Origin of the sequence: Roseateles sp. (assembly GCF_031397715.1) — a bacterium.
Classification (GTDB): Bacteria; Pseudomonadota; Gammaproteobacteria; order Burkholderiales; family Burkholderiaceae_C; genus Paucibacter_A.
Map to the genome: position 1 here is coordinate 1 of NZ_JANNMI010000189.1, position 16,302 is coordinate 16,302.

The following is a 16,302-nucleotide window of genomic DNA, read 5'->3' on the forward strand; positions in this document are numbered from 1 at the left end:
CAGCACCGGCGCCCAAAACGGCGGCTTCCCGGCGATCTGGGATCACTTTCTGTTCGGCACCACAACGGGCAAGCTCTGGAAGGACATGACCAACGCCGAACGCGCCGCCTCGGCCATCAGCGTCGACAAGCTGGTCTGGACCGGTGCAACCGTCAACGCCGAGATCCCCAATGTCTTGCGCATGGGCCTGCCGGTGCTGAGCGCCAGCGGCTCGCAAGCCGGTGCGTTCGCAGGCGATCACGCCGTCGGTGAGGCCTCGTTCGGCCCCTCGGTCGGCACGGTGGCCTTGGCGGCTGCGTTGATGCCGGTGACCGAGGCGGGCGGCGTGCTGAGCCAGGCTTGCACGGCACTCAGCCCCGCCAATGCCTTGGCGGTCAAGAACAATGTGGCGCTACTCAGCCGCGGCGCTTGCGGCTTCGCGATCAAGGTCAAGAACGCGCAAAACGCCGGTGCCAAGGGTGTTATCGTGGCCGACAACGCACCCGGTGCGGTCACCGGCATGGGCGGCTCCGACGCCAGCGTGACCATCCCCTCGGTGCGCATCACGCAAGCCGATGGTGTGGCGCTGTTGGCCCAACTGGGCAAACGCACGCGCACCTCGTCGGGCGTGTGGGCGTCCTTCAATCTGGTCGGCTCGCAATACTCGGGTGCCGACCCGCTGGGCCGCATGATGATGTTTGCGCCGAACCCATTCCAGGGCGGCTCCTCGGTCTCGCACTTTGACAGCTCGGCCTTCCGCAACCAGTTGATGGAGCCGGCCATCAGCGGCGACCTGACCCAATCGGTGCTGCCACCGATCGACCTGACCTTCAGGCTGCTGCAAGATACCGGCTGGTAGGCCCGCGCTGCAAATGCAACCAAGTCACGGCGCAACAGCGCCGTGACTTTTTTATGCCGAGGCGTGCGTTATCGGCCGGCGTCGCTGGAGATACAAGGCCACGCCCCAGGTCAACATAAAACCACCGAACAGCGCCCAGACTGCCCAAACCTCATGACCATCGGCATCACTCATCGCCGTCCACAAGGCCGTCAATTTGAGCAAGAGCCAGAGCAAGCGAGTCAGTAGGTCCAGCTGGCCTTCAGCATGGGGCGGCGCATGTTCTTCAGTCACCGGCACGGTGGCATCTAGGCGCGCAATCAACAGGCCAAACAGTGCCCCGGCAAGCAAACAAGCGGGCCAGGAATCACCGTGCAGCAAGGTCAACACCAACAGCAACGCGCCGCTGCCCCAGGCCAGCGGGCCGGCCCAAAAACGATACCCAGCTGCTGCTTCGTGTTCGGCCTCCAGATGGCCTTCATGGGCCGACAAAAAGCTGTCCGCCGCCGCCGACAAAATCATCCCGGCCGTGCCCAGCACCACGCCGAATTCGGCCAGGCGCGCCGTTGTCATCACCCAAGCCAAGGGCAGAATCAGAGCGCCGCCAAGAAAACACAGATAGAAGAATGATCGGCAGGCAAATGAATGCCGATTTCGCACGATGGCGGCCCAGACCGTCGCGAAATACAGGCCCGAGAGCAGGCCGACCAACACATCAATGACCAACTCCGCCACCTTGGGCGGCTCGAACAAGGGCGCCAGCTCGGACGCGGCGACCCAGGCATGCAAACCAACCCCGTAAAAGGATTCAGTTTGGCCGCGCAGCAGGAACTGATCGCCGCTGCCCCATTTGCCGCCCAGCAAGACCAGGCGTCCGGCCAAGGCCTCGGGCTTGTGCAGCGCTTGGCTGAAGTTCAGGCTTTCGACTGCGGCGGGGCGAATCAGCCGCAGCTCGGGCCCATGGGCCGAGACCCGCGCACCCAGACAGGCCGCATGCCAGTCCTTGGCCTCGCTGCGCTGGGTTTGAACCGGCTCACGGCTCAGCTCGGCGGCCGCCACACCCAACGGGGCCAGCCCTTGCGCGCGGTCAAAATAGAGGCCGTTCTCGCTCAGATCGGATGAGGCGAACTGCACCTCGCTGCCAAACAGCGCCAGCCAGTCTTGATCCAGTGCGCCGGGGGCACCGCCCGTGTAGCCTTGCGGGCAGACCATCACCAGCTGCGTCAGGCGCGCCAATTTTTGCAGGCTATCAAACAAGCGCTGACGCGCCGGCCATTCATCCGGCGCAGCCGGCGACAAGTCCAAATCGACCGCCAACACCTTGGGTGGGGCACTCTGCATCGCATCGAACAACGCGCGCAGCTTGTCAGGATCAAGCGGTGAGCGCTGTTGAAAAATATGGCGATGCTCGGCGTCGTCAATGCCGATGACCGAAATGCAGTCCAAGGCTCTCCCCGCGCACTTTGGCGGCAGCTTGTCCGCATGGCCCAGCTGCGCCAACAAGCTCATCTGCACATTGGCGTCGACGAACTCGCGGACGCCGGTCTCAAAGGGCCGCAAGCAAAACGCGACGATGGCCGACATCAGCACCGCATTGAGAATGCGCGCGCCCCAAAGCGCCCAGAACTTGTCGGGTACGCGCAAAAGCAACAAAAAGCCGCGCAAGTGCAGCTGTAAACGGCCCGTTAGGCCGACTGGAGAAGATTTCATCTTGATAAGCCGATGCAATGGCGGCACTATGCCACCAAGCCGTCGTAACTTGCGGTTACGCGTCAAGATCAATCTGACCTGAGTCAGCCGTCTGCAACATCAGGATTCCCGCATGCATCGTCATCAGTCACCTTCTCCTACCGCACCATTTCCACGGGGCGCTCGGCTGTTGCCGGCGCTCTTGCTCACCGGGCTGGTCGCCAGCCTATTGACCGGTTGCTTAGCAACCGTGAGCAACGCAGTCAACGACATGGGTCACAGCTTGAGCGATGCGGTGGCGCCCAAGATCACCTTTTTGCTGCCCGCCAAAAACGCCGATGCGGGCAGCCTGAAGTCGGTGTTGATTCTGTCGGACGGCAGCGAGGTCTCGGCCCAGATCGCCATGGATCTGGAAAGCGCCATGAGCAAGCTGCGCATCGAGGAGCGGCCGTTCTATACAAAAGTGCAAATGGGTGGCCGCCTCAACGGCGTGCCTTCTGATGTGCAACTGGCCGGTCTGGCCGCCAAGGCCGGTACCGAAGCGCTGGTCCTGGTGAGCGGCGGTGTCAGCGAAGTACGCAGCACCAACTCGACGGAAGAGCGCAGCACTTGCGCGGTCCAGACCAAATTCTTGAAAGCTTGCCCGAAGGAGCAGGTGCGCAGCACACGCGTCAGCTGCACCGACACCCGCGGCTTGGCTGCCGCTCGCATCAAGGTGTTCCGCAGCAGCGACAAGCGCAGCGTCTTCACCGACAGTGTCGGCGGCGAGAGCGGGCAACGCCTGTGTTCTGACGAGACCACGATAGCCCGTGTCGACCCCAAGCAATTGACCGCCAACGCGGTGCAAAACACCGGCGTCAATGTGATGCGCGTGTTGGCGCCTTCGTATGAGTTGCGCCCGCTCGACCTGATGAGCGCGGACGCCGGCCTGCCGGCGGCACAGCGCAAGGATTTTGACGCGGCCACCAAGTTCGCGGAGGCCAAGCGCATGGACGAAGCCTGCCGACGTTTCGAGGAGCTCTACCTCGACCACAAAGAATCACCGGCACTGACCTTCAACAACGCCTTTTGCGCCGAGGTACGCGGCGACCTGCTGCGCGCTTCCCAAGGCTACCGGCGCGCGTCGGAGTTGATCAACGCGCCTAACTCGCAAATCGACCGGCGTATTGCGATCACCGAAAAAGCCGTCCGCGAGAACCCGGTCGCCTTCATGCCGGCCGATCTGGCTGGCACCCAAGTGGCACGTGCCCCGGTCATCAAGGGTAACGGCAAGCGGGTCGCCTTGGTCATCGGCAATTCGAAGTATCAGCGCAGCGCGCTGGTCAACCCGGTCAACGATGCCCGCTTGGTAAGCGACAAGCTGACCCGCATCGGCTTTGATGTGCTGACCTTGGAGAACGTCAATTCGGCCCGCTTTGCCACCGCCACGCGCGACTTTGCCACGCGCGCCAAGGGCGCCGACATCGCGTTGTTCTATTACGCCGGCCACGCAATCCAGGCCGACGGCGAGAACTTTTTGATGCCGGTGGACAACGCCAAGATGCGCTCGATCGACGATGTGCGCGAGCAAGGCAGCGTGCAGTTAGCCGATATCGTGGCCCAGCTTGAAGTGGCCGCACCGGCCGTCAAGCTCTTGGTCATAGACGCCTGCCGCGACAACCCGCTGCCGGCCACCAGCCGCAGCTTGGCCGGCAGCGGCCTGGCCGACATCAAGCAGGTGCCGCAAGGCGGCTTGATCGCTTTTGCCACCTCACCTGGCAGCACGGCCGAAGACGGGATCGCCCGCAACAGCGTTTTCAGCAAGCATTTCGCCGCCCAGCTCAGCGTACCTAACCAGAATATTGAGCAGGTCTTCAAGAAGGTACGTGAGGCCGTCAAGGCGGAGACCAAGAACAAGCAGGTGCCGATGGAGAAAAGCGATTTGATCGGCGACGTCTTCCTGGTGCAAGCCAAATGAAGCGGCCCATCCGCACTCAACCAAGCCTGCTGGCCTTGCTGCTGTTGAGCCTGCCCGGCTTGGCGGCGGCTTCGGCCTGCTTGTACAAGGGGGCGGACGCCTCGGCGCGCGTCATCAATCGTTCGGGCGAAATCACCACGCCATTTCCTGAGCCGCTGTCTGCGCCCGACTGCCGGCGCTTGCGCGTCGCCACCGGCGAGGTGGCGGTGTACGCCGTGGCCGCCAGCCATGCTTCCACGCAGGCGGCGCCCGAGATGCGCCGCGTCAACAGCGGCGCCTTGATCGTCGGCGCCGGCAACGCGCCGGCCGATGCCGGCGGCATGACGCAGCTGATGCAGCAGATCAAAAGCGTCTTGGATGGCGGTCAGCGCCTTCGCAGTGGCTCGTCGCGCGGTGCCAATGAGGACTACATCCTGACTGCAATCCCGAGCGGACGGCTGGCCGAACCACAGGCTGACCTCGTGGTGCCGCTGGGCCAGACGGCCGACGCTGATCTGGCCAGTTTTGAGCTTAGCCTGAAGGGCAAGCTGGTGCACCGCCAACCCGGCCCGGCGCAAGAGCTGCGCCTGCCGGCCGCGCATCTGCAGCGTGGCAACATGCTGCAATGGACACTCAACTACGCCGGTCAGCGCCACCAGGGGCAGATCGTGGTCGAGGACCCGGCCCTGCTGACGCAGCGCAAGCAAGAGCTGCTGCAGCTCAGCCAGTTGGAGCCTGATCCGCTGCTGCGGCAGTTGCGCTTGGCTGCCGCCCTGGTGGACGAAGGCCAGGTCTGGGCCGCTCGCGAGATCATTCGCATCAGCTTGGCGCCCTAAAAGGCTCAGCAAAAGCTTGTCAGCCGACCCCGGCTGAGCGAGTATGCGTGCATGGAAAAACCATCAAAACCCCATTTAATGCGCCACTTGCTCGGCTTGAGCAGCTTGCTCAGCCTGCTGATCGCCACCGCCGCCTGTGCGGTAGACCCCATCAAGCCCATGCACCGTCCCAAGACCGATGCGCAGACCTTGTGGCAGCAGATTGAGGCCGAAGTCGGCACCGCTGCCTGCGACGGGCCGCAGCAATGCCACAGCATTGCCGTCGGCGCCAAGGCCTGCGGCGGACCGGACAGCTATCTGGCCTGGTCCAGCAAGGGCAGCGACGGCAACAAGCTGCGCAGCCTGGTCGAGCAACATGCGGCGGCGCGCAGGGCCGAGAACTTGGCCTCGAACATGATGTCCGACTGCCGCCTGGTCACCGACCCCGGCGCCAGCTGCCAAGCCGGCCGCTGCACCTTGAACCCCGCCAACCGTGGCGGCAGCCCCGGCTCCCATCTGGCAAAGTAAAAAAGGGCCGTAGCCTTTGCAGACTACGGCCCTTGCTTGACTGTTGGCGAAGCCTGCGCTTCGCCACACCCCTTCGCTTAGTTCGTTTCAGCCATCTCGACGCGCGAGTTCTGGAACAGCGGCAGCGGATCATTGGTGTTGACTTCAACCATCGTCATGCCCAAAGCCGCGCCGTTGACGACAAAGCTGAGCGCACCCAGATGGCGCTTGGCCGGAGCCAGACCCGACCAGCTGATTCCGACCGAGGCGTTGCCACCGACAAAGACCTTGCTTGGCAACAGGGCCTTGAAGTTGCCGCTGCTGGCAGCCGCTGGGTCAAGCACCCAAGACGACAGCGTGTAGTCGGCCGAACCACCCAACGGTGCGTAGCCCACCACGCAGACCTTGTAGGCACCCGCGACCGGGTTCTTGATCTGAACCAGTTCGTTGGAACCATCGGTGCCGCTGCTGGCGACCAAGGTGCCGGCCGCATTGAACACCGCCAAGTCGAGGTCGGAGGCACCGCCGCCGGTGGTCTCTTCGTCATACAGCGCAAAACGAGCCGCCAGGGTGCCGGCAGGGATGGTCACGTTGTGCACGTTGACGCCCACACCACCACCGGCCCTGCAGGTCGCCGTCGAAGTGCCGTTATCGGCCTGGCCGATGTTGCGGCTGTCACGCACGGCCGCTTGCAGGCCGGCCTTGACGCCCACCAGACTGCCGGCAAAACCGGAGCCGACGGTGAAGACCTTGCTGCCCGACTGTGCCTCGCTGGAGACCGAATCCAGCGCAATCAGCGTGCTGCCGCGGGCGGTCAAGGGGCTGCGCACCTTGTGGCCGAGGTTGTCGGTCCAGGTCAGGTTGCCATAGGCCCAGGTGGCCAATGGCGCGCTGGTGCGCGTCAGCTTGACCGTGAAGGTCTGCTTGGCACCCGGCTGGATCGTGAACGAGGCCGGCGACACCACCACGTCATAACCTGCCACCGTAGCGGCAGCGGTATAGGTCGATGGCGCGGTGCCGACGTTGGTCACGGTGCGGGTCAGGGTGGCCACGCCCAAAACGCTGGCCGCCGTCAACGAAGGCAGGTTCAGGTTATAGGCCGGGATGCTGCCGACAACGCCGCAGTTCTTGCCCGGCGGCGTGATGCCGACGCCGCACATGAACTTGTCGTAGTCGGCTTCGGTCGCGTCATAGACCAGGCCTGGATCGGAGGCCAGGTTAGGCACCACATGACCGGCGCCTTGTGCCCACGGCAGTTTGCCGGTGTTCTTGGCAGTGGGGTCCCAAGGCAGCGCGCCGTTCAGGCCGTCGCTTTCGGTGTCCTTGGCCGTCGTCATCAGGGCCGACTTGATCATCGCCGGCGTCCAGGTGGGATGCTGTTGCTTGATCAAGGCTGCCAGGCCGGCCACATGCGGGCTGGACATCGAAGTGCCAGTGTAGAAGGCCCAGTCCACTGCGGTGGTCGAGCCGCCGGCAGCGATCGCATCGCGCTCGCCTTGCGTCATCGCAGGCGTCACCGAGGCCAAGATGTCCGAACCCGGCGCGGTCATGTCGGGCTTGAGGATGTTGGCATTGGCGACGTTGGGGCCGCGCGACGAGGAGCCGGCCATCACCGGTGCTGGCACATTCGGGTTGACGATCACGTTCAGGTCGCCCAGCGACGCGGTGGCCACGCCGGGGTTGGCGGCCATATAGGTCTTCACCACAGTGGCGTCGCCGGAGGTCACATGCACGGTCGACAGCGTGTGCGGTGCGTTGGCGGTGTTGGTCGCACCACCCGCCACGTTGCCGAGGATCACGCCCGTGGCGCCGGCCGTCTTGGCGTTGGCGCTCTTGTTGACCAGCGCGTTGTTACCGCGATCGCACACCAGGATCTTGCCGGACACCTTGGCGGGGTCGATCAAGGCCTTGCTGACCCAGGGTGCGCCGCCGATGCTGGGAGCGCTCAGGTCGGTCGTGCCAAAGCACTCCTTCAAGCGCGCCTGATCGCTGACCGAAAGGCCAGCAACGCCAGCATCTTGCGCCAGGATCAAATTGGCGGAATCAGTCTTGGGGTTGGTGGATGAGCCAACAACCTTGGTGTCATTGCCCAACGTGGCGGTACCCGAATACAGGCGGTTGTGGGTCGAGTTTCCGACCGTCGCATGCCATGGGCCAAGGTTGGCGGCCGGCGCCGTGGACGGGCCGGAATTGCCGGCCGAAGCGGCAACGAACACACCCGCGTTGGAGGCGCCCAAGAAAGCCAACACGGCCGCGTCCTGGAAGGTGCCGCCACCGGCCGTCGGGCCGATCGAGTAATTCAATACGTCCACGCCGTCCTTGACCGCCTGCTCAACCGCCGCAACGGTGTTGGAGCCGGCGCAACCGCCGTTGTTGGCGGTCGTACCCTTCCAGCAAACCTTGTAGGCGGCGATGCGGGCGCGCGGCGCGATGCCGGACACAGAACCCAGCGGGTTACCGGCGCTGGAAGCCAGCACGCCATTGTTGCCACCGGCGGTAGACGCCGTGTGCGAACCGTGGCCGCCACCGGCGCCTTGGGTCGCGTCGCGGCCGGAATCAAATTCCTGCGGCGCGAAGGTCTGGGCGGCCGAGCGGTACGAGCGAATCCCGATCAGCTTGTTATTGCAGTTAGCGGCAACGATGCCGGGGCGGACATCGCAGCCGCCGGTCCACTTGGCCGGTGGTGCGTCATAGGCCAGCGTGCCGCTCATATCGTGCGTTGGCACGCCATTGCCGTCAACGCGGTCGGCAAAGCTGGGGTTCTCGGGCCAGATGCCGCTGTCGATCAAGCCAATGATCATGCCTTCGCCGGCCTTGCTCTTGCCGCCGTTTTGCTCCCACAGGCCGCCGGGGATCTTGTCCAGACCCAAGAAGGTCGGGGTGTAGCTGGTCATCGGCTGCGAAATCGAGTCCGCCATGATCAGCGCGACATCCGGGTTCTTCTTCAGCTTGCGCACTTCGGCATCGGTCAACTGCGCTGCGAAGCCGTTGAAGACGACTTGATATTGGTGTGTGACTTCGGCACTTGGGACCGTTGCCAACAGCAGGTTTTGCTTGTCTTCCAGGTAGCTGATGAAGGACTGAACGGCGCTGGAGTTGAGGTCAAGGCGAGTACCTTGAGCGGCCTTGGTGGCTGGCTGGCCGACGACGCCGCCGGTGTACGAGGCAGCCGGCTTGTCGGCCATTTGAATGATGTAAGAGCGGCGTGCTTCTTGCGCTTGAGTGGTGGCAGCAAAACCAGCCAGCAGGGCCACGGCGGCGAGCGAAATTGGACGAAGTTTCATTGATCTGTTCCTTGAATTTGCGATGACTTGTGCAGAGCTCAGGCGGCGCGACGGCGGCGCAGAGCGACCAAGCCGGCCAGACCCAGGCCCATCAAGGCATAGCTGCTTGGCTCCGGCACGGCGGTCACGTTGATGTTGTCGAGCGCGAACTGGGCTTGGCCCATCGCCTGCGCTTGGCACATGCCATTGGCATCAAACAAGCAAGCATTGATGCTCACCGAAGCAAAGGCAGTTTGGGCGAATGGGCCGCCAATGGCCCAACTGGCGAAGACGTAATCGCTGCCCACTTTGCTGAAGTCACTGGCAATCATGGTCTGCACGCCGTTGGCGTCGGTGCCGGTGATTTGCAACTGGCCGGGCGTGAACTCATTCAAGCCTGCGGTCGGCATCACAAAGCCGAAATCCAAACCGGCCAGACGAAAGGCGGTGCCACCCATGCTCAGGCTCAGGCCGCCGTCATTGACGCCCATGAAGTACTTGCTGGTGTTGCCGGTGGGGCAGGTCACGGTGTCACAGGCAGCGGCATCAGCGCCGTTGATCATGATGCCGGCGAAGCCGTCACCGATGACGCCCAAGTTGGCCGCGCCGTCCATGAAGGACTCACCGCCGATGTAGCCGACCAGGGCCTGGCTTTCAAAACCGATCACTTCGGCCGAAGCGGCCGAACAGGCGGCGACTGCGGCAAGCGCCATGGCCAACTGAGAAAATTTCTTCATGTCTCTATACCTCGATACGAATGAGTAGGATTTCTAAGCCTCATGCTTGCAACATACAGATGCGCTAGAGGGTCTCAAGGGCGCTGCATCGTCAAGCCGAACGGGCCCGAAGCGCGGATGTATCGCTTCGACGGCACGAGTTTTTATTCTCTTTAGATCGCGTTGCTTTCCCATCCCGACTTGCCCGCCCCCCAAGCCGGGGGGGAGAGGGTTTCCCCGGTGCAAACGGGGCCTTGAGCCACCCAATGAGCAGGTAAAGTAGTGAGCTCTATTGGCTCGGCCTACCGCTTTGTGTCAGGGTTATTACCTAACCCAATTTATGGGCGAAAAAACATCAACAACGAAAGCCAGGACGCAGCCGCACGTTCGTTTCCTCGTTATTGATGCCCCCATGTGAGCGCATGCAGGGTGGCGGCCGGCTCTTCTGCCGCCCACGCTCCTAGGCAGCAACACATTAGGGGGGTCTGCATGGGCTCGCGGGTTTGCCCCGGTGTGTGGTGCGCAGCATGCCTCTACCGTCGGTGTTCGCCCATCTCGGCGCCGTTTTAACTTCCCCATTCCTTCACCCAGGAGTTGCCATGTTCAAACTGATTCGGCCGCTGTACGCCAGCGCCGCCCTCGCTTGTCTCGCCGGTCTCGCCCTCAGTGCGCCGGCGCAAGCGATGACCACCACGCTGGACTTTGAATCACCGACCTTGACCGGCCTGTACTTTGCCGGCGAGAGCTTCGAGCAGGCCGGTTATCAAATGACGGCGGTGTACGACGCCGGCACGGTTGACGTGGCCAGCGGCCTCGGCGCAGCCGCCCCGACCGGCAACACCAGCCAGTTCTACACCCAGCTCAACGAAGGCGCCTTGCGCCTGACCCGCCCCGACGGCAGTTTGTTCACGCTGCATGGCTTCGACGCCGCCTTTGTGCCCCTGCAGCCGGCAGCCGGCGGCAGCACCGTGATCGCGGCGGTGGCCACCTATGCCGACAACACGAGCCAGGGCGTGGCCTGGTTGTTCGACCGCAACTTTGCGAGCTACAACACCAACTTCAACGCCTTCGCCAATCTGAAGTCGCTGGACTTCTTCGCCTGCTCCTTCGACGGCGCCAATGTCTGCGCCAGCCCGCTGCAAAACAACGGCCAGTTCGCGCTTGACAACATCAGCGTGACGGCGGTGCCGGAGCCTGCGGCCGCAGTGCTGCTGGGCCTGGGCTTGGCGGCCCTGGCCTTGCGCCGCCGCGCTTCAATCCGCTGAAGTAGCGATTTACCCCCCCACACAGCAAGGAATTCTCAAATGAATCTCTTACGTATCAGTTTGGCGCTGGGCTTGGCCGCCCTGAGCCTGGGCACATCGGCTCAGAGCAGCGCCAAGAAAATCTACATCGTGCAACTGGCCGACGCGCCGGCCGCCACCTTCACCGGCAAGCCCGGCGGCTTGGCCGCCACCAAGCCGGTGGCCGGAGCGCGCTTCAACGCGAGTGCCGGCAACGTCAGCAGCTACCGCAGCTTTCTGGCCGCCCAACAAGCCCAGGTGTTGGCAAAAATAGGCTCGCCCCGGACGCTGCACAACTACAGCGTGAGCTTCAATGGCTTCGCCGTGCAGCTGACCGAGGCGCAGGCGTTCGCGTTGAAGACCTCGGCCCAGGTGCTGTCGGTCAATGAGTCGCGCCTGGTGCGGGCCGACACCACCCGCACGCCGGCCTTCTTGCAGCTGAGTGCGCCCGGTGGGCTGTGGTCGCAACTGGACGCGTTGGCGCGCCAGGTCAAGGGCGAGGACATCATCATCGGCGTCATCGACACCGGCGTCTGGCCCGAGAATGCGTCGTTCGGCGACAAGGTCGATGGCGGCGGCAATGCCGTCCCCTACTACCAAGCCGGCAGCTCGGCCTATGGCCCGCCGCCGGCCAAATGGAAGGGCAAATGCGTCAACGGCGAAGGCTTCAACGCCGCCACCATGTGCAATAACAAGCTGATCGGTGCGCGCTTCTATGGCGACGCCTTTTTTGCCGGCGCGGACGCCAGCGGCGGCGCCTACACCTTGCACCCATCGCTTGAGTACAAATCTCCTCGTGACGGCGACGGCCACGGCTCCCACACCGCCTCCACCTCGGGCGGCAACGGCAATGTGCAGGCCACCGCCCAAGGTGCCGCGATCGGCGCCATCTCCGGCATCGCGCCGCGCGCCCGGCTGGCCGTCTACAAGGCACTCTGGACGGCCAGCACCACGCCCGCCAATGACGGCGGCACGACGGCCGACATCCTGAAGGCGATCGATGACGCCGTCGCCGATGGCGTCGATGTGATCAATTACTCGGTCAGCGGCAGCAAGACCAGCTTCCTCGACGAGGTCGAGATCGCCTATCTGAACGCCACCGCAGCCGGCATCTTCGTCGCGGCCTCGGCCGGCAACAGCGGGCCGGGCAATGAAGTCGCGCACATCAGCCCCTGGCTGATGACGGTGGCCGCCTCGACCCATGATCGCCAAGCCTTCGCCGACCTGAAGCTGGGCAACAACACGGTGTTCTCGAATGGCGTGTCGGTGTTCAGCGGCACCTTGTCGGGCAGCCTGATCCTGGCCAGCAGCATCCCGGCCGCAGGCGCGGCCATGGCCGACGCGCAACGTTGCTTCGCCAACTCCTTGAGTGCGACGGCAGCGGTCGGCAAGATCGTGGTCTGCGACCGTGGTGTGAGCGCCCGCGTCGACAAGAGCGCCGAGGTCAAGCGGGTCGGCGGCATCGGCATGGTGCTGGTGAACGCCAATGCCGCCGCCGATGGACTGGCGGCTGACTTCCACTCGGTGCCGTCGATTCATCTGCCGCTGGCAACGCGCGCCACCATCAACGCTTATGCGGCCACCGCCGGCGCCACCGCCACCATCATGCCGCCGGCCACGCCGATCGCCGTGGTGGCGCCGGTGATGGCCAGCTTCTCATCGCGCGGCCCCAACAAGGCAAATGGCAACATCCTCAAGCCCGACATCACCGGCCCGGGCGTGGATATTCTGGCCGCCTTCATCACCAACCAGACCCAAGCCGAGCATGACGGCACCGTCGCCGGCAGCTTCACGCCTCGGGCGAACGCCAGCTCCTTGTCGGGCACGTCGATGTCCAGCCCCCATATCGCGGGCGCGGCGGCCTTGCTCAGGCAGCTCTATCCCAACTGGTCGGTGGCCGCCGTCAAGTCGGCGCTGATGACCTCGACCAACGGCGTCAAACTGGCCAATGGCACGGCCGACAATGACCGCTGGGGCTATGGTGCCGGTCACATGAACCCGAACGGTGCAGCGGCCACCCCCTTGGTCTACGACAGCGGTCCGACCGATCATGGCCGCTTCCTGTGCGGCGTGGGCCTGACCCCACCGGCCGCCATCGGCACCTGCGCCGCGCTCGGTGCGATCGAGCCCTGGAACCTGAACCTGGCCTCCTTGACCGTCGCCAATGTGTTGAATACGCAAACTCTGCAACGCAAGGTGACCAATGTGACCGGCGCGACCAAGACCTTCACCGCCACGGCCACGCTGCCCGGCTGGACCGTGCTGGTCACACCGGCCACGTTGACCTTGGCGCCCGGGGCGAGTGGCAGTTTTTCAACCAAGCTGACCATCAACGCCGGCTCGCCGATCAACACCTGGTCCTTCGGCACGCTCAGCTGGAGCGACGGTGCGGTGCAGGTGAGCAGCCCGCTGAGCGCCAATGCAGTCGGCTTCTTGGCACCGCCGGAAGTGGTGGATGTGCGCGCAGCCGGGGCCGGCAGCAAGACGGTTTCGGTGACCTCGGCCTACACCGGCACGCTGGCGGTCACGGCCACCGGGCTGGTGCCGGCCACCCGCAACAGCGGCAATATCCGTTCGGGCCAGACACAGTGCTACAACAGCGTCGTGCCGGCCGGCGCCAAGTTGGCGCGTTTCCAGCTGTTTGACGCCGAGACCTCGGCGGCCGTCGATCTGGATCTCGATGTCTTCAATGGCCCCGGCGGCACCGGCACCAAGGTCGGCAGCAGCGGTGGCGGCAGCGCGGAAGAAATGGTGCAGCTGAATGCACCGCCGGCGGGCACTTATTCGGCCTGCGTGATCGGCTTCAACACCAGCAACGGTGCCGGCGGCGCGGTCGACTATGTATTGTCCAGCTGGGTGGTCGGGCCGGCCGTCGGCGCGCAAACCCTCAGGGCCAGCGCGCCCGCCTCGGTCTATGAAGGTGGCGCAGCGACCATCGGCCTGGGCTGGCGCGTGCCCGCCGGCCATCGCTATCTGGGCCATCTGCAGTACTGGGATACACGCACGGCAGTCCCGGTGAGCGTGGGTACTAGCTTGGTCTTGGTGGACAACCGCTGAGCCGGCTTCGCCTCGCCATGGGCCCCTGTTCGCAGGGGCCTTTTTTATGGCGTTAGGGATTCGGGCTGGAGGCCGGTTTGGGCTCGACGAGAACCTCGTTACCGGGTTTGGCGGTGATGGACGCGTTGGCGGTGAAGACCCAATCTTGCGCGGCGGCGATCGGCGTGCCGTCGGTCTGCAGCTGGCGCAGCAAGGGCCGCTCGGAGCGGCTGTGTACCGCCACAAAGGTCTTGGGGTTGGCGGGGTCCGGCACCAGCACCCAGTCGGGCTTGCCGGTGAAGGGGTCGGCATAGGCACGGCGCAGATGGTGGCGGGTCTTGGGGCCGCGCCGGTCGGCCAGCAAGTCCTCCAGGCTGCTCGGATATTGCGCCAAACCCGGTGAGGTCTTCAAGTAACTGACTATGGCCTGGGCAATCTCGTTGCCGCGAAACTCCAGCTCGCGCTCGCGTTCACGCTGCGCGGCCGTGCTCCAGGCCTGGCCCAAGGCCGCCAAACCCGCCGCGGTGATGGCGACGAAGAAGAGCAAGCCGAGGTAAGTGAAGCCGCGCTGACGACACATCTCACCAGTCCGCAAACAAGCGCCCATCGCTGGCGCGGCCGGCAGCACCGCTGCGCACATCGTAGACTTGGCCGGTCGCTATGGCATCGGGCGGCGGTGCCAGCACCACCCAGGCTTCGCGGCTGCCGGTCAACGGGTCTTCGGGGATTTCGCGGATATAGCGGGCCGTGGCCAGCTCCTCCAGCGAATCGGGGTAACGGCCTTTGTCGGCGGCAAATTGGTCGAGTGCGTCGCGCATGGTGCTGAGCGAACTTCGCAGCGCGGTCTCTTTGGACTTTTGCAAGCTGTTGAAATAGCGCGGCGCGGCGATCGAGGCCAGCAGCGCGACGATAGCCATCACCACGATCAACTCGATCAGGGTAAAGCCTTTTGATTTTGCTGCACTCTTCATCACCAATCCTTGTAACGCGAGCCGTCCAGCGCGCGCCGGTCGGAGCGCGAGAAAACGTCGAACACATCGCGCCCGGCGCGCGGTTCATCGGGCGGGCTGTCGGCGGCCCGCTGACCCCAGGTTTCGGCAGGTTCCAGCGCGGGGTCGGCAAACGGGTCGCGCGGCAGGCGGCGCAACAGATAGAGCTTGCGGCCTTCGGGCGACTTGGCATCCGGCACCCCCGCCACCAAGGCCTGCAGATTCGGCGGATAGCCGCTGTCCTCAGGGCTGGCCTTGATCTGGCCGGCCTCGACCGCCTTTTTGTAGGCGTCAAGCGCCCCGCGCAAGCTGCGCAGGCCAGCACGCAGCTCATGCTCGCGGCTGCGCTGCACCGACATCTCCAACAGAGGTCGCGCCGCGCCGGCCAGCATCGCCATGATGGCGAGCACGACCAGCATCTCGACTAGTGTGAACCCTGCGGGCCGAGCGCCGGGCCGCTCCCAAGCCGGCCCGCCATGGCGATGTGCTTGCCGGTCGAACCGGCAAGCATCGCCGTCCCCCCGGGGGACCGGCCAAGGTACTCCTTGGACGAGGGGCTCCATGTTCAGCGCGGCGCATCCACCGTCAACAAACCCGAACCTTCTAACCGCACGGATGCGCTCTCGCCGTTGAGCCCGCTGGCGGACAAGCTGTTCAGGCCGATATTGAGCACCTGGCCGTTGGCGGCCGGCAAGGCCCGCAGCACCACCACCCGCTCACCACGCGGGGGAATCTCGACCGGCAGGCGGCCCGAGTTGGGCGTGGCACTGGCGCCGGCCGGCTGTAATTTGCTCGGGTCATATTCAAGCTCGCCCTTGACGGTCAGGCCGGAGTCATTCCTCAAGGCCACCGAGACGGTGCCGCCGGCGGCGACTTGCGGCGTGACGTCCAGATGCACGGTGGCCTCCAAGTTAGCGGCCGCCGCCTCGGCCGCCACTGCGGCCGCTGCATTCGGCATTGGCCGTGCTGTCACGGCGGCTTGGCCGGCCCCGGCCGGCGCCACACCCACCTTGGCATTGGCTTTCAGCAGGCTGCTGAAAGCGCCCGGCGACGCGTCGGTGCCGCTGGCCATGCGCGTCATCGCGACTTCCGGCACAGCCAAGCTGCGCACGATGCGCGGGGTGATCAAGAGCACCACCTCGGTCTTGTTGCGGGTGGTGTTCTGCACGCCGAACAGCGTACCCAGCACCGGCATTTCCGACAGTCCGGGAATACCACTGGCCGAGCGCCGATCTTCGTCGCTGATCAGGC

The 16,302-nt window shown here is 64.7% G+C and carries 12 protein-coding genes and 1 pseudogene; 6 read left to right on the forward strand and 7 right to left on the reverse strand.

Features of this window, described 5'->3' with window-relative positions; genetic code table 11:
* A partial coding sequence (locus RMO57_RS08015; protein ID WP_310385661.1) for a PA domain-containing protein occupies positions 1-838 on the forward strand: 838 nt, incomplete at its 5' end.
* Positions 839-889: 51 nt separating this feature from the next.
* On the opposite strand, the gene RMO57_RS08020 is transcribed toward RMO57_RS08015, so the two are convergent.
* Positions 890-2,527, reverse strand: coding sequence for a CHASE2 domain-containing protein (locus RMO57_RS08020; protein ID WP_310385663.1), 1,638 nt, complete (start codon positions 2,525-2,527; stop codon positions 890-892).
* A gap of 229 nt (positions 2,528-2,756) precedes the next feature.
* On the opposite strand from RMO57_RS08020, the gene RMO57_RS08025 reads away from it, so the two are divergent.
* The 3 genes from RMO57_RS08025 (at position 2,757) to RMO57_RS08035 (ending at position 5,785) form a co-directional block, all read left to right on the forward strand.
* Positions 2,757-4,463: a caspase family protein gene (locus tag RMO57_RS08025; RefSeq protein WP_310385666.1), complete on the forward strand. Its 1,707-nt coding sequence runs from the start codon at positions 2,757-2,759 to the stop codon at positions 4,461-4,463.
* Positions 4,460-5,278: a hypothetical protein gene (locus tag RMO57_RS08030; protein WP_310385668.1), complete on the forward strand. Its 819-nt coding sequence runs from the start codon at positions 4,460-4,462 to the stop codon at positions 5,276-5,278. The genes RMO57_RS08025 and RMO57_RS08030 overlap by 4 nt, the downstream gene beginning before the upstream one ends.
* A 78-nt stretch (positions 5,279-5,356) precedes the next feature.
* A complete protein-coding gene (locus RMO57_RS08035) occupies positions 5,357-5,785 on the forward strand; it encodes a hypothetical protein (protein WP_310385670.1) in 429 nt (142 codons plus the stop codon).
* Positions 5,786-5,862: 77 nt separating this feature from the next.
* Here the strand turns inward: RMO57_RS08035 and RMO57_RS08040 are convergent, their stop codons facing one another.
* Positions 5,863-9,048, reverse strand: coding sequence for a S8 family peptidase (locus RMO57_RS08040; protein ID WP_310385672.1), 3,186 nt, complete (start codon positions 9,046-9,048; stop codon positions 5,863-5,865).
* A gap of 38 nt (positions 9,049-9,086) precedes the next feature.
* Positions 9,087-9,764 carry an NF038120 family PEP-CTERM protein gene (locus RMO57_RS08045; RefSeq protein WP_310385673.1) on the reverse strand — a complete coding sequence of 226 codons (678 nt, stop codon included), beginning with the start codon at positions 9,762-9,764 and terminating at the stop codon, positions 9,087-9,089.
* Between the two features lie 578 nt (positions 9,765-10,342).
* Here RMO57_RS08045 and RMO57_RS08050 point away from each other — a divergent pair.
* A complete protein-coding gene (locus RMO57_RS08050; protein ID WP_310385674.1) occupies positions 10,343-11,008 on the forward strand; it encodes an NF038120 family PEP-CTERM protein in 666 nt (221 codons plus the stop codon).
* A 39-nt stretch (positions 11,009-11,047) separates the two neighbouring features.
* Positions 11,048-14,083, forward strand: coding sequence for a S8 family peptidase (locus RMO57_RS08055; protein ID WP_310385675.1), 3,036 nt, complete (start codon positions 11,048-11,050; stop codon positions 14,081-14,083).
* Between the two features lie 52 nt (positions 14,084-14,135).
* Here RMO57_RS08055 and RMO57_RS08060 read toward each other — a convergent pair whose 3' ends face one another.
* From RMO57_RS08060 to RMO57_RS08075, 4 genes and pseudogenes are all read right to left on the reverse strand, one after another.
* Positions 14,136-14,642 (reverse strand): type II secretion system protein, encoded by a 507-nt coding sequence (locus tag RMO57_RS08060; protein ID WP_310385676.1) that lies wholly within the window; start codon positions 14,640-14,642, stop codon positions 14,136-14,138.
* Position 14,643: 1 nt separating this feature from the next.
* Positions 14,644-15,033 (reverse strand): type II secretion system protein, encoded by a 390-nt coding sequence (locus tag RMO57_RS08065; RefSeq protein WP_310385678.1) that lies wholly within the window; start codon positions 15,031-15,033, stop codon positions 14,644-14,646.
* Entirely contained in the window at positions 15,033-15,614 is a 582-nt protein-coding gene (locus RMO57_RS08070) for a type II secretion system protein (protein WP_310385680.1), read from the reverse strand. Before RMO57_RS08070 ends, RMO57_RS08065 begins: the two co-directional genes overlap by 1 nt.
* 2 nt (positions 15,615-15,616) lie before the next feature.
* Positions 15,617-16,302, reverse strand: a pseudogene (locus tag RMO57_RS08075) (hypothetical protein); the annotation flags it as partial.

Bases quoted from the DNA above. Each gene is read 5' to 3' on its own strand.
- RMO57_RS08020 (WP_310385663.1), bottom strand. From the start codon at position 2,527: ATGAAATCTTCTCCAGTCGGCCTAACGGGCCGTTTACAGCTGCACTTG.
- RMO57_RS08030 (WP_310385668.1), top strand. From the start codon at position 4,460: ATGAAGCGGCCCATCCGCACTCAACCAAGCCTGCTGGCCTTGCTGCTG.
- RMO57_RS08035 (WP_310385670.1), top strand. From the start codon at position 5,357: ATGCGCCACTTGCTCGGCTTGAGCAGCTTGCTCAGCCTGCTGATCGCC.
- RMO57_RS08040 (WP_310385672.1), bottom strand. From the start codon at position 9,048: ATGAAACTTCGTCCAATTTCGCTCGCCGCCGTGGCCCTGCTGGCTGGT.
- RMO57_RS08045 (WP_310385673.1), bottom strand. From the start codon at position 9,764: ATGAAGAAATTTTCTCAGTTGGCCATGGCGCTTGCCGCAGTCGCCGCC.
- RMO57_RS08050 (WP_310385674.1), top strand. From the start codon at position 10,343: ATGTTCAAACTGATTCGGCCGCTGTACGCCAGCGCCGCCCTCGCTTGT.
- RMO57_RS08055 (WP_310385675.1), top strand. From the start codon at position 11,048: ATGAATCTCTTACGTATCAGTTTGGCGCTGGGCTTGGCCGCCCTGAGC.
- RMO57_RS08060 (WP_310385676.1), bottom strand. From the start codon at position 14,642: ATGTGTCGTCAGCGCGGCTTCACTTACCTCGGCTTGCTCTTCTTCGTC.
- RMO57_RS08065 (WP_310385678.1), bottom strand. From the start codon at position 15,033: ATGAAGAGTGCAGCAAAATCAAAAGGCTTTACCCTGATCGAGTTGATC.
- RMO57_RS08070 (WP_310385680.1), bottom strand. From the start codon at position 15,614: ATGGAGCCCCTCGTCCAAGGAGTACCTTGGCCGGTCCCCCGGGGGGAC.